This window comes from Streptomyces sp. NPDC093149 (assembly GCF_044754145.1).
In the GTDB taxonomy this organism is placed as follows: domain Bacteria; phylum Actinomycetota; class Actinomycetes; order Streptomycetales; family Streptomycetaceae; genus Streptomyces.
The window spans coordinates 43,226-55,935 of record NZ_JBIVON010000026.1; the positions used below are offsets into that span (position 1 = coordinate 43,226).

The 12,710-nt window shown below is 70.6% G+C and carries 13 protein-coding genes; 9 read left to right on the forward strand and 4 right to left on the reverse strand.

Annotated features, from left to right (window positions below; genetic code table 11):
* Positions 1 to 100 precede the first annotated feature (100 nt).
* The 5 genes from ACIQCZ_RS37990 to ACIQCZ_RS38010 all read left to right on the forward strand — a co-directional run bounded on the left by ACIQCZ_RS37990 (position 101) and on the right by ACIQCZ_RS38010 (position 4,232).
* Positions 101 to 1,267, forward strand: a complete 1,167-nt coding sequence (locus ACIQCZ_RS37990) for an IS630 family transposase (protein WP_402289997.1) — start codon at positions 101 to 103, stop codon at positions 1,265 to 1,267.
* Positions 1,268 to 1,642: 375 nt separating this feature from the next.
* Positions 1,643 to 2,422, forward strand: a complete 780-nt coding sequence (locus ACIQCZ_RS37995) for a 2OG-Fe(II) oxygenase (RefSeq protein WP_402289999.1) — start codon at positions 1,643 to 1,645, stop codon at positions 2,420 to 2,422.
* A 204-nt stretch (positions 2,423 to 2,626) separates the two neighbouring features.
* The gene (locus ACIQCZ_RS38000; RefSeq protein WP_402290000.1) at positions 2,627 to 3,358 is read left to right on the forward strand and encodes a 2OG-Fe(II) oxygenase; all 732 of its coding nucleotides are present in this window, start codon (positions 2,627 to 2,629) and stop codon (positions 3,356 to 3,358) included.
* Positions 3,355 to 3,681, forward strand: coding sequence for a metal-binding protein (locus tag ACIQCZ_RS38005; protein ID WP_402290002.1), 327 nt, complete (start codon positions 3,355 to 3,357; stop codon positions 3,679 to 3,681). The genes ACIQCZ_RS38000 and ACIQCZ_RS38005 overlap by 4 nt, the downstream gene beginning before the upstream one ends.
* Complete coding sequence (locus ACIQCZ_RS38010; RefSeq protein ID WP_402290004.1) at positions 3,678 to 4,232, forward strand: hypothetical protein; 555 nt, start codon at positions 3,678 to 3,680, stop codon at positions 4,230 to 4,232. Before ACIQCZ_RS38005 ends, ACIQCZ_RS38010 begins: the two co-directional genes overlap by 4 nt.
* A 126-nt stretch (positions 4,233 to 4,358) precedes the next feature.
* Here ACIQCZ_RS38010 and ACIQCZ_RS38015 read toward each other — a convergent pair whose 3' ends face one another.
* Positions 4,359 to 5,381, reverse strand: a complete 1,023-nt coding sequence (locus ACIQCZ_RS38015; RefSeq protein WP_402290005.1) for a hypothetical protein — start codon at positions 5,379 to 5,381, stop codon at positions 4,359 to 4,361.
* Positions 5,382 to 5,497: 116 nt separating this feature from the next.
* On the opposite strand from ACIQCZ_RS38015, the gene ACIQCZ_RS38020 reads away from it, so the two are divergent.
* Positions 5,498 to 6,118: a TetR/AcrR family transcriptional regulator gene (locus ACIQCZ_RS38020; RefSeq protein WP_402290007.1), complete on the forward strand. Its 621-nt coding sequence runs from the start codon at positions 5,498 to 5,500 to the stop codon at positions 6,116 to 6,118.
* A 148-nt stretch (positions 6,119 to 6,266) separates the two neighbouring features.
* On the forward strand, positions 6,267 to 6,959 hold the full coding sequence (locus ACIQCZ_RS38025) for an RraA family protein (RefSeq protein WP_402290008.1): 693 nt from the start codon (positions 6,267 to 6,269) through the stop codon (positions 6,957 to 6,959).
* 137 nt (positions 6,960 to 7,096) lie between these two features.
* Here ACIQCZ_RS38025 and ACIQCZ_RS38030 read toward each other — a convergent pair whose 3' ends face one another.
* Positions 7,097 to 8,149: a polyprenyl synthetase family protein gene (locus tag ACIQCZ_RS38030; protein ID WP_402290010.1), complete on the reverse strand. Its 1,053-nt coding sequence runs from the start codon at positions 8,147 to 8,149 to the stop codon at positions 7,097 to 7,099.
* A complete protein-coding gene (locus ACIQCZ_RS38035; protein WP_402290012.1) occupies positions 8,146 to 9,207 on the reverse strand; it encodes a tetratricopeptide repeat protein in 1,062 nt (353 codons plus the stop codon). The genes ACIQCZ_RS38030 and ACIQCZ_RS38035 overlap by 4 nt, the downstream gene beginning before the upstream one ends.
* 609 nt (positions 9,208 to 9,816) lie before the next feature.
* Between ACIQCZ_RS38035 and ACIQCZ_RS38040 the strand changes: the two genes are divergently transcribed.
* Together ACIQCZ_RS38040 and ACIQCZ_RS38045 are read left to right on the forward strand one after the other, a co-directional pair.
* Positions 9,817 to 11,136 carry a M60 family metallopeptidase gene (locus ACIQCZ_RS38040; protein ID WP_402290014.1) on the forward strand — a complete coding sequence of 440 codons (1,320 nt, stop codon included), beginning with the start codon at positions 9,817 to 9,819 and terminating at the stop codon, positions 11,134 to 11,136.
* A gap of 228 nt (positions 11,137 to 11,364) precedes the next feature.
* A complete protein-coding gene (locus tag ACIQCZ_RS38045) occupies positions 11,365 to 11,826 on the forward strand; it encodes a hypothetical protein (RefSeq protein ID WP_402290015.1) in 462 nt (153 codons plus the stop codon).
* 4 nt (positions 11,827 to 11,830) lie between these two features.
* On the opposite strand, the gene ACIQCZ_RS38050 is transcribed toward ACIQCZ_RS38045, so the two are convergent.
* On the reverse strand, positions 11,831 to 12,604 hold the full coding sequence (locus tag ACIQCZ_RS38050; protein ID WP_402290018.1) for a class I SAM-dependent methyltransferase: 774 nt from the start codon (positions 12,602 to 12,604) through the stop codon (positions 11,831 to 11,833).
* Positions 12,605 to 12,710 lie beyond the last annotated feature (106 nt).

Below are 12,710 nucleotides of genomic sequence, written 5' to 3' on the forward strand. Positions count from 1 at the left end.
AATCCGCCGGCGCCGCGTGTGACCGGGGCGCCCGCCCGCACCTCCCTCGACTCCGTCCCCGCCGCTCAACATCTCTACGAACGAGAGCCGTCGGTTCACTATGCCCATATGCGCTGCCGTGACGGTGGTGCTGACCGCTGCCGAACGCCGCCGGCTGAAGAAGATGGCCTACGGCCACAAGACCCCACACCAGGCCAGGCAGCGCGCCACGGTCGTCCTCCTCGCAGCACGCGGCCGGGGCAACGCCAGGATCGCCGCTGAGACTCACCTGCATGTGGACACGGTCCGCACCTGGCGCGGACGATTCGCCAACGGCGGCATACCGGCTCTGGCTGACCGCAAACGCTCCGGGCGCCCGGCCCGATTCACTCCCGTACAGGTCGCCGAGGCCAAGGCACTGGCCTGCCGGCTCCCGGCCGAGACCGGCGTTCCGCTGGCACGCTGGTCGTGTCCGGAACTGGCCGCCGAGCTGACCACACGAGGAATCACCGGCCCCGTCTCCGCCTCCACCGTGCGCCGCTGGCTGCGCCAGGAAGCACTCAAACGCTGGCAGCACCGTTCGTGGATCTTCATTTCCGACCCACAGTTCCGCACCAAGGCCGAGCGCGTGCTGGACCTGTACGCCCGCACCTTCGACCGCGTTCCGCTCGACGAAGACGAGTACGTCATCAGCGCCGATGAGAAAACCTCCATCCAGGCCCGCTGCCGCTGCCACCCCACCCTCGCCCCCGGCCAGGCCCGCGCGATGCGTGTCAACCACACCTACGGCCGCGGCGGAGCCCTGGCCTACCTGGCCGCCTACGACGTCCACCACGCGAAGGTATTCGGCCGCTGCGAACCACACACCGGCATCGCCCCGTTCATGAACCTCGTCACCCAGGTCATGAGCCGCGAGCCGTACGCCAGCGCCAAACGCGTGTACTGGGTGGTCGACAACGGCTCCTCCCACCGCGGCAAGAAGGCAGCCAACCGACTCGCCACCGCGTTCCCGAACGCGGTGCTGGTCCACACCCCGGTGCACGCTTCCTGGCTGAACCAGGTCGAGGTCTACTTCTCCGTCGTACAGCGCAAGGTCGTCTCGCCCAACGATTTCACCGACCTGGCCCAGGTCGCGGAGCGGCTTCGAGACTTCGAAGACCGCTACAACGCCACGGCACAGCCGTTCCAGTGGAAGTTCACCACCTCCGACCGGAACGATCTGCTGGCCAGGCTCGACCGACATACCGCCGATCACCCAGAGATATCCTCTACCGCCCTGGCAGCATGACCAACCCACGAAGGACTTCCGGAGCCGACCACTAAGGGCTGTCCCGTACCCCCCCGGCGGGCACGCGACGACAGCTACCGCACCTCGCCGCGTTGTCGGAACGTCCACGTACATCCAGTATGCGGACGTCCCTCCGTCTTGCAATGCACCGCATCCGACGCCGCGCGCTGATCCACCGCGGATTACGGGACAGCCCTCAGCGCGATGTCCGAATAGCGCCGGATCTGCCGCCCGGTGACGGCCAGGATTGATTGTCGAAGGCTTGCGGCGGCCGGGCCGGGGCAGGGTGCGGGCCTGTGGTCACAGGCACCGAAGGGGCGCGCTGCCGCCGGACCGGCCGCCGCGAGGACAACACAGCACCGAGGGAAACGCATCATGAACCACTCCGCCGTCACCCCGACGCTGTTCGGCACGACACCCCGTACCGCCGACGCACCGCGCATTGCGTACGACAGGGACCTGCCCGTGTTGAGCGACCTGGACTGGCCCGCCCTCTACGACCGACTGAACGAGCGCGGCGTTGCGCTCACCCCGCCCCTGCTCAGCCGAGAGCAGTGCGAGGAGCTCATCGGCATGTTCGACGACGACGGAGTGTTCCGCAGCACTGTGGTGATGCAGCGGTACAACTTCGGCCGCGGCACGTACAAGTACTACGCCCATCCGCTGCCGTCACTCGTCCGTGTACTGCGGGAGAGCCTCTACCCGCCGTTGGCCTGGATGGCCAACCAATGGGCGCCGATGCTCGGCGAACGCACCTTCCCGGACACGCTCGCGGAACTCACCGAGGAGTGCGCGGCCAACGGCCAGCACCGTCCGACCCCGCTGATCCTCTCCTACGGGGAGGGTGACCACGCCTGCCTCCACCAGGACATCTACGGCGACATCGTGTTCCCGTTGCAGATCGCGATCATGCTCAACCAGCCGGGCGTCGACTTCACGGGTGGGGAGAACGTCTTCGTCGAGCAGCGCCCCCGCTTCCAGTCCACGGCCGTGGTCGTCAAGCCGGAGCTGGGCCAAGGGATGATCTTTCCGGTGCGCCACCGCCCGGTCCGAGGGCGGAACGGCTACCGCGGGCACCCCGTGCGGCACGGCACCGGCGCGGTCGAGTCCGGGCGGCGCCAGACCTTGGGCCTCATCTTCCATGACGCCCGCTGAACCCCCGCCGGGCTCCGGCACATCGCCCGTCGTGGCACCCGGAGGGCTGGAGTGCGAGAGACAACCCCGGCCCCGCGAAGGCGTCGCCGGGGGTGGCGACCGGATCGCCGCCCGATTGGCCTCGCCGCGCCTCCCCTTCCGCCATGGCTGTGGCGACGCCGAAGCCCCACTCCTTAACCGACCACGCACGGAGGAACGAGACTCATGATCGACACAACACATCCGGCCGGGACGGCGAGCGACCCGGTCGACGCCACGGACTGGGCGGCGCTCACCGAAGAGGTCGACGGGTACGGAAGCGCGCTCACCGGACGGATTCTCAGCCCTGCGCAGTGCCACGAACTCGCCGGTCTGTACGACGAGAACGAACGCTTCCGCTCCACCGTCGACATGGGACGCCACCGTTTCGGCTCCGGCCAGTACCGCTACTTCACCCACGATCTGCCCGAGCCGGTGGGGGAGTTGCGCCAGGCCTTCTACCCACACCTGCTGCCGATCGCTCGCGACTGGGCCGACAGGCTTGGACGGCCCGCCCCGTGGCCCGACGACCTGGAGGAGTGGCTCGGCATGTGTCACGAGGCCGGACAGTCCAAGTCCGCCCAGATCCTGCTGCGTTACGGCGCCGGAGACTGGAACGCCCTGCACCGGGACGTCTTCGGAGACCTGCTCTTCCCGCTCCAGGTCGTCATCGGACTCGACGCACCGGGCACCGACTACACCGGTGGCGAGTTCCTGATGACCGAGCAGCGCCCCCGCGCCCAGTCCCGGGGAGCGGCCACCCTCCTCCCGCAGGGGCACGGGCTGGTCTTCACCACCCGGGACCGCCCGGTCGCCTCCAGACGGGGCTGGTCGGCCGCGCCCATGCGGCACGGCGTCAGCACCGTCCGCTCAGGCCGGCGCCGTACTCTCGGCCTCGTCTTCCACGACGCCGGATGAACGACCGCACCGATGCCCGCCGGGAAGACGACCGACGCGTCCACACACTGATCGGCCCGGACGGCGAGCCCTACCGAAGCGTCACACCGGGCACGTTCGGCGGACACCGGCGATGCCGCCTGTACGGCCGCCTGGACTGCCCCTGCGCGCTTCGGGCCATGGCCCGCGGCCAGTACGTGTCCCAGCGTGTGTTCTTCGCCGACGAGAGCACTGCCGTCCGGGCCGGATACCGGCCGTGCGCGGTGTGCCTGCCGAAGGCGTACGCCCGTTGGAAGGCGAGCGGACGGCAGGACAGGAACAACGACCCCGAGGACACCTCATGAGCCCGACCGAGGACGACGCGCCGAGCCGGCCCCCCGGACCCCGTGCCCCTGTCGTCGACAGCCCGGCGCCTGATGCCCACACCGAAGCGGAGCTGGTCGCGCTGATCGGCCTGCTGACCGCGGTGCGCCCGGACATCAGGTCCGTGGCCGTCGGGCACGGACGCGACACCAACTCCCGTACCGCCGCGCAGGCGTTCGTCCGCGCATGGCACGCCCTGCACAAGGACGTCCTCGCCGTCGTCGACTGGCCCGAGGCCGCCGCCTCGTGGCTGCGTCCCGCCCGGCGACTGACGGCGCAGGCTCCGGACGCGTGGGTGCTGGCCGGTGCGTCGCTCGGAACGGCCCGGCTCGCCCTGCGTCTGCGCCGTTCCACCGACTGGGAACCGGCCCGCACCTTCGGTTTCGCCTCGCTCGGCACCCCCCGGCTGGCCGAACTCGCGGGCGCCGAGACCGTGCACGGTCTGCGGGGTGCCTCCGCCGACGGTGGCACCTGGGAGATGCGCCGCGGCTGGACCACCCACTACGGGCCCCCGGACCTCCCCTCCGAATGACGCGGGGCGGGGCCGGCCCGGCGGGGATCTCCGCCGGCCCCCGACCCGGTCCGCCACCGGCCCGGCAACGCCTCGGCGAGCCGGGCCAACGGTGAACCCGCCCCGCACAGGGCCGCTTTCGCCGCCTCAGCGTTCCCGGTAGTGGTCGGCGACGGCGGCGAACGCGGCCTTGGGCTCCCACGGCATGTCGGGGTAGGTGTCTCCGAGGCGACCGTCCAGGACCTTCACGATGCCGTAGCTGGCCAGGTCCAGGTCCTCGCGAGGGTCGCCGTCGGGGCGGTGCACATGGTCGTACAGCGCGAAGGTGAAGACGAAGGCGCTGTCGATGCCGCCGTCCTCGAACGCCTCCAGCAACTCGCGCAGATACGCGGCCTGGCCGGCCTCGTCGCGGACGTACTCACCGTTCAACCGGACCGGACCGGCATCCGGGTCGTACTCCACGATCTCCAGACCGAGGGCGCCCCTGTCACCCGCACCCCGGTAGCCGGCCGCGCCGAACTCGGTGATCGCGACCGGCTTGTCCGTCGCAGTGAGGTCACGGACACCTGCGGCGAAGCGGTCGGCGGTCTCGGCCGACCGGTAGAGATCCATGGACACGATGTCGAAGGGCGTCCAGTCGACGCGTTCGAGCGGCACGGAGGCGTAGGTCACCTTGCCGCCGAAGCGCTCGCGGACGAGTGCCGCGGCCTTGCCGAGGAAGTCGTTGACCCGCGGACCGACCCGGCCCACGTGCTCACGCACGCCCTCCGGCCGACTCAGCAGTGCGACCCGCTCGTCGGTGCTGTCGCCCGGCAGGAACCCCTTGTTCATCATGCTCAGCTCGGCGCCGGTGACGAACACGACCTCGGCTCCCCGCTGCCTGAGCCGCTCCGCGCGCTCGGCGCAGTCGGCGAACAGCGACAGCATCTCGTCGGTGGTCAGTTCGAGGGGGTAGGGGGAGAACCAGATCTCAAGACCGAGGTCCGCGGCGTACGTGGCCGCGAGCTCCACCCGTTCCGGATCACCGCCCATGATGCGGACGGCGTCGCAGTGCAGGTCGTCGCGGATGATGCGCAACTCGCGCTCGACCACCACGGGGTCGAAGTACGTGCGGGAGTTCACTCCGTTCCGGACGAAGCCGGTGTCGTAACTGATGCCTCTGGCCCGCATGGGTCGCATCCCCTCTTGTCGGAACCCAAATACGGTACTCAACGTACCCTATTTTTCGTGGGTCGAGGACGCGAAGCAGAATGAGGGTGTGATCGGTACCGAGTGAGGCAGGGGCCATGGCAGGGGAAGCGATGGGGCAGCAGAACGCCGGACGGACGCGCCGACGCGGAGCTGCCCTGGAGGAGGCGATTCTGCGCGCCGCGGTCGATGAACTCACCGAATCCGGGTACGCCGGGCTGACCATGGACAAGGTTGCCGCCCGCGCGGGCACCAACAAGAACGCCATCTACCGTCGCTGGCCGAACCGCCTCGCGCTCGGCATCGCCGCCTACCGGCAACTGACCACGACGGTTCGGCCACCCGACACCGGCGATCTGCGCGATGACGTCCTGGAGCTGTTGCGCCGGGCGAACCGCCACTGGAGCTCCCCGCTCGGCATGATCCTGCGTGAACTACTCGCCGCGGCCGGAGGCGCATCGGAACTTCTGGCGCAATTGCAGGACCAGTCCGGCGACGCCGCAGCCGTCCCCTGGCTGACCGTCCTGGAGCGGGCGGTGGCCCGCGGGGAAGTCGCTCCGGAAGCGCTCCGGCCACGGGTCGCGACCGTGGCCGTCGTCCTGCTGCGCAATGAGTTCGTCATGCGTGGGGTTCCCACCGCACCGGACGACGTCCTCGTCGAGATCGTCGACGAGGTGTACCTGCCGCTGGTGCGGCGAAGCGGTCCGGTCCCGAGCTGAAGTGCGCCCCCCTCCCGTACCGCACCGCGGCGGGGCCTGACGCGGTGCTCCGTCGACTCATCGGGGCTGCGCAAGTAACATCGCGGCTCCAAGCCGCTGTCGTCGCCCGCTGTCGGCCGAAGACGCCAGCACCGTGCCAGGGAGAACCATGCTGAAGGCTTTCGAGGACCTGTCCACACCGCTGGTGGCCGATGCCTGCCTCCGCGTCGACGTGCCCCTGCGCATCGCGCCGTCCGGAATCGGCGCGGTCGTCTCCGGGCACCGGATCGCGGGCCGGGCGCTGCCGGTGCGGCACTACGGCAGCGTGGACGTCTTCCTGGAGGCGTTCGGCGCGGCGGAGCAGGGTGACGTGCTGGTCATCGACAACGGCGGCCGGTCGGACGAGGCATGTGTGGGAGACCTGGCGGTGCTCGAGGCCGAGGCCGCGGGCGTGGCGGCCCTGGTGGTGTGGGGCCTGCACCGCGACACCTCGGAACTGGGGGAGATCGGCGTTCCCGTGTTCAGCTACGGCAACTACCCCTCCGGCCCCGTCCGGTTGGACGAGCGGGAACCCGAGGCCCTGACCGCGGCGCGATTCGGCCCGCACCTGGTGAGCGCTGAGGACGTCGTCTTCGGTGACGAGGACGGAGTGCTGTTCGTCCCGGCCCCACGTGTCGAGGAGGTGCTGACCACCGCGCACGAGATCCGCCGGACCGAACGCGAACAGGCCCTCATGATCAGGGCGGGCGAGACGCTGCGCAAGCAGACCTCCTTCGACGACTATCTGGCCCGGCGCACAGCCGATCCGTCGTACACCTTCCGCCGGCACCTCCGGCGGACCGGTGGAGCCATCGAGGAGTAGGCCGCGGGGCGGCGGGGAACCCCCCTGTTCGCAGCGACGGTTCAGGAGATACCGGTGGCCGGACCCGGGTGACGGGTTCCCGGCCACCGGCGCGTGAGCCCGGGACGGGGTGGTGCCCGGTCGGGGCGCCCGGCGGGTCACATGGCGCGGTCGACGAAGAACGGGAACAGCGCGAGGAGTTCACCGAGCGCGGCCGGGGCCAGGGGAACGCCGTCGAGGCTGCGGCGGGCGCTGTCCAGGTGCCGGTGGGCCTCGGTCAGCGTCGCCGAGCGCCCGCCGGCTTCTTCGACGAGGTCGGCCGCCCGTCGGGCCGTTGCGGCGTCGAGCGGGCTGCCGGAACCCAGGAGCGCGGCGAGGTGCCGGGCGGCGGGGCCGTCCGTGGCCAGGGCCGCGAGGACGGGGTACGTCTTCTTCAGCCTGCGCAGATCGCTGTGGACCGGCTTGCCCGTGAGCACCGGGTCCCCCCAGATCCCGAGGAGATCGTCCACGGCCTGGAACGCCACTCCGAGGTGCCGGCCGGCCACGGCGAGGGCGTCGACGGTCGCGGCCGGGGCTCCGGCGAGGAGTCCACCGAGGCCCGTCGCGCACCCGAGCAGCGCGCCGGTCTTGTGCTCGGCCATCCACCGGTACTCGTGTGGTCGCACCGCTTCGGGTCCGGTCCAGGGCCGGGCCTCGAAGAGCAGGTCCTCGGCCTGGCCGCGCACCAGGTCGGCCAGCGTCGCGGCGAGTTGCCGGACCGCGGCCGCGCCGTGCGCGCCGGGCGAGTCGGCCAGTGTCTGGACGGCCAGTGCGAACAGCGCGTCCCCTGCGAGGATCGCGGGGCCGGTCCCGTACACCTTCCAGACGGTGGCGCGCTGTCTGCGGGTCTCGTCGCCGTCCATGATGTCGTCGTGGAGGAGGGAGAAGACGTGGATCAGCTCTACGGCGACCGCGCCGACGACGGCGTCCTCCGCCGGCGCGCCGGCGGCTTCGGCGCTGAGCAGTGTGAGGGCCTGGCGCACCCCCTTGCCCTGTGAGCCGGGGACGGGGCTGCCGTCCGCTGCGTCCCAGCCGAGGGAGAAGGCGGCCATCTCCGCGTGCCAGGGGTGCAGACGCTGCACGGCTCCGGCCAGCGCGGGGCGGACGAGTTCGCGGCAGCGGGTGAGGGCCTGTGGCGCCGTGGCCCGGTGGGTTACGGGCGAGGGGGTCATCGGTGCCCGCTTTCCTCGTCCGAATCGGCACCGACCGGTGTCACGCCGAGTTCCGCATACGCCTTGTCCACCATGTCCCGGGCGTTGAGCAGGCCGATCCGGCTGAGGGTGCGGCGCAGCTCGTCGAGGTCGGCGGCGGTCTCGTTCCGGTCCCGGCCGAGCCGGGCCAGTGACTTGACGAGACCGAGCCGGGCGAGGGCTTCACCCCGGGGTTCGGCCATCGCGCGGAACTCCGCGAGTGCCTCCTCGTACACCTGACGTGCTTCCTCGTACCGGTGGGCACGGAAGAAGACGTTGGCGCGCATCTTGTGGTTGTACGCCAGTGCGCTGGACAACTTCATCTCGCGGCAGGTGAGTTCCGCCTCCGTGAGCAGAGCCAGAGCGCGCTCGGGGTCGTCCCGCAGGGAAATGATGTCGGCCATGCCGCGCAGGGCCCATGCGCGGCCACGCCGGTCGTCCGCGTCGCCGGCCAGTTCGGCCGCTTCCTCGAACATGGCCAGGGCGCTGTCGAGCGACCCGGTGTTGCGGTGGATCTGCGCGATTCCCTCCAGGGCCCACACGGTGTGCCGTGCCTCGCCACGGGCTCGGGCTTCGGCGAGCAGTTGTTCGTGCAGCACCGCGACAGTCTCGTAGTCGCCCTGTATTCGCCCGGTCTCGGCGAGGCCGGCGAGGGAGTATCCGCGGGCCACGACATCCCCACCGCGCTTTCCCATGTCGGCGGCGAGCCCCAACAGACGGAAGGCGAGCCTGAGTTCGCCGCGCTGCCGGGCGAGTGTCCCGCCGCTCCACAGCGCCCACGCCATCGCTCCCAGGTCACCGGCCGAGCGGGCGGCCCGGTAGCTGGCCTTCCAGGCCTGATCGGCTTCCGCGATGTTGCCGAGCCGGCGATGAGCCTCCGCGACCGCGAGCCCGCACTTCGCCACTTCCTGTTGGGAGCCGCTGAGTTCGGCCTCTCTCAAGTGACGTACGCCCTCCGCCAGTACATCCGTGAGAGAGGAGTTCACCGACATCTTGGTGAGAGCGCCTTGGTACTCGGGCGCCATTGCCTTGCTGTGCATGGGTGCCTTTCGCGCGCGGCCGGGTCGACGGCGGAGCAACTATGAACATCGTGTATACATTTTGTGCATAGTTACCCGATGGTCGAACCCGGGCGTTCGTGGGGGTCGGAGGTTGCTGGTGACGTGCGGCGAACCGCCTTGTTGTGGATCAAGACGGTGGTCGGGTGGTTCAGGTTGCTCCGTGAGCAGCAGAAGCCGTCTGCACTTCGTCCGGCACCGGGTGTCGCTCGTCATTCCGGCCGGCGGGCACTGGGGCATCGGACGGGAGTCGAACTCCGATCCTCCTCGAACGAGACGACCGCGTGCGCGTCCCGACCCGCCGGACGGTCGTCGGCGCCGGGCGCAGGCCGGCACTCGATGGCCGTGCTCGCCCTTCCGCTCGGCCATGCCTGCTGAATGTGAGCGATTACTGTCGCCATCACATGCCTTGGCCATAGTAAAAGTCAGAAACTTTGAAACTGCTCTTGCGGCTTCATAGCAATCGCTTACATGCTGGCGCGCGGCCCGCACTTCACTCCGATGCCGTTGATCCCATGGGAGTTTCCGGATGGGTTCTGCCCGAACGCCGTTCACCGCTCCGGCCCGACTGCTCGCTTCCACGCCACGCCGATGGAGCTGTTCGACACCGTCATCGACAGCCATGCCCGCATCGGCGGTCTGGACGGCAGGGGCCCGCTCGACCGGCCCGAGGCGGGCCGCTATCACGTCAACGAGGTCGGCTTCGTGCCCAGTTGGGTGGATGCCTGTGCCTGGCACGGCTGCAACGGCTTCCCGCGCGCGTACATGGACCGGCTGGGCGCCGTGGCCGGGCCCCGCACCCGGTGCTGGGGCCTCTCCCGCGAGCTGGGTCATCTCCACCAGCAAGCCGCCTGCCGGGCCGCTCAGTTGACCGAAGTCACCGCCAGCATCTGCTCACTGGCCGCGCAGCGCACCCTCGGCCAGACGTCCGACCTCCTGACCGTCGACCCCGCGACGGGATTCAACCACTACCAGGCCGCGCTGCCGGAGCTCGGCACCACCGAACCGGGCCTCGCCCCCGGCAGCCTTGCCGTGTCCGTCGCGTCCGCCCGGAACATCGCCAGTCGCAGCAGTTCCATTGAAGGAGATGACATGCGCACTACAAGTTTCGTGACAGGTGCACCCGCCCACAGGCCCCTGCGCCGCCTCATGCGGGCGGGTACGGTCCTCGCCGCCGCCGCGCTGCTCGCCGTCGGTGCGACGGGCCAGTCGTGGGCCTCGACTCCGATACTCCGCTGGACCACCGGCGCGCCCACCCCCGTGACCACGCTGACGCTTCCGATGGCGGTGGACTCCGCTCCGGACGCGTCCGGCATCTATTTCGCCTTCTACACCACCCTGGAGAGCGGCACACGCCCGTACGCCGGTTTCCAGCCGAAGCCCGTGGACGCGAGCGGCAACCATGTGCTCCAGGCGATCTTCAGTTCCTTCAACGCCGATGCCACGACGGCCGATGACCACTGCACCTACGGAGCCGACGGCGGCGCCGGAGTGAGCTGTGCGGTCCGCTTCGTCTATACACCGGGAACGATGTACTCCCTGGCGCTGAAACGGGCCGCGGTGAGCGGGGCGACGCAGCTGATGTCCGGCGACGTCGTCGAGACGGCGACAGGAACGCCGGTGGCGCACATCGGCAGCTTCAGCCTGCCGTCGGCCTCGGGCCGGTTCAAGAGCGCCGATCAGGGATTCATCGAGCCCTACCTTTCGGCCGGCTGCGGGCAGCGCGTCACCGTGACGTACGGCAAACCGGTCGGCACCGAGGACGGCGTCGACCACACGGGCGGCCTTCCCACCGCCACCGACCCGTCGACCGGCAGCTGCCTGAGCACCAGCTCCACGGCCACCGGCCGCGGACAGCAGGTCACGGTGACGGGCAACGCGGCGGCAGCGGTCGTCGGCCGGACCGAGTGATCGCCTCCCGGGGCGCGCGGCACCGCACCGGGGCCGACCGGCGGACGGCCTGAGGACCGGCGATCCTGCCCGGTCCCGCGGACGGTGCGCCGCGTACCACCGGGAGATCCCGCTGGGCGCCCCGCCGGTGCGATGCGCATCGCACCGGCAGGGCGCCTTGCGAAGCGCCACGGGCATCTCCTGGCTAAGCTCGTCGAGGGGCCGAATACCAGATCGACGGAGGCTCCCATGACCATGACGTTCGAACCACGCGACGTGGCCCCGCGCCTCGCCATCGGCGCGTTCATCCTGAACTCCGGCCTGGGCAAGTTGAAGGCGGACGAGGAGACGGCGCGGGCCGTGCACGGCATGGCCTGTGTCGCCTACCCGTTCCTGGAGAAGGTGGAGGCCGGGCGATTCACCCGGATGCTCGGCTGGTCGGAGGTCACGATCGGCGGTGCGCTGCTCGCCCCCGTCGTGCCGACGCGGCTGGCCGGACTGGCGCTGACCGGGTTCTCCAGCGGGCTCCTCGGCCTCTATCTGCGTGTTCCCGGTATGCGGGAGCCGGGCAGTCTGCGCCCCACCCAGAACGGCATCCCGATGGCCAAGGACTCCTGGATGCTGGGCGTCGGTCTGGGTTTCCTGACCGCGGGCTGCCACCGGGGACGCCGGGCCTCGTCGAGGTGCCCCCGGCGCCGGGCCCGGCGCTGACCGCTCACCCCTTGGCCGGGCGGGCCGTGGTGGTTCGTCGGCCGCGCGGAGCGGGGGTGCGGGTGCGCGAGGGCGTCGGATCCAGACGCCAGACGCGGGCCGGCGGGACGTTCGCCCACACCGTGCGCCCCTGGGCCGGCCCGCGCCGCCGGTATGCGGCGAGGACGGCCTCGACCGCCCGGTGCCGGGCCACCTCGGCGGAGGGGGCGACCAACCGGCGGGCCGGGGCGGTGCCGACGTACGCGAAGTAGGTCAACGACCCGCCGGGGCGCAGCAGATCCAGGTAGCGGTCCATCAGGGAGGCGACCGTGTCCGGACCGAAGTTGGTGAACGGCAGGCCCGAGATGATCACGTCGTAGGACTTGTGCGTGTCGAGAAGCTCGACACGCGTCTCGTGAACCCGGACCTGAAGGGGGCTCCGACCGTGGATCGGCGCGTGGCCGTGGAGCCGGACGCGCGGAAGTGTCGAGAGGCCCTCCCGGTCCGGGCGCCGTTCGTCGACGACGTTCCGCAGGACGGCCGCGAAGCGCGGGTTGGCCTCGATCACGTCCAGCGAACTGCCCGGGGCGAGCAACGGCAGCAGGAGGCGGGTGACGGGACCCGTGCCCGCTCCCACCTCCAGCACATCCAGCGGCTGCCCGGCACGCTCGGTGGCCGGTTCACAGAGGGCGGAGGCGAGACGCCGGCTGCTGGGTGCCACCGCGCCGGTGGTACGGAAGCCGCGTACGGCCTCGGTGACGAAGAGCCGGGTGTCGGTGAAGCGGGGCCATGAAGTCATACCGGCGACGCTAAGAGGTGGCGCGGAAAGGGGTGCGGTCATGGTCGGCGGTTCGGGCGTTCGTCCCAGCGGTGAGTCATCCATGCTCGCCGGATCAGGCTGCGCA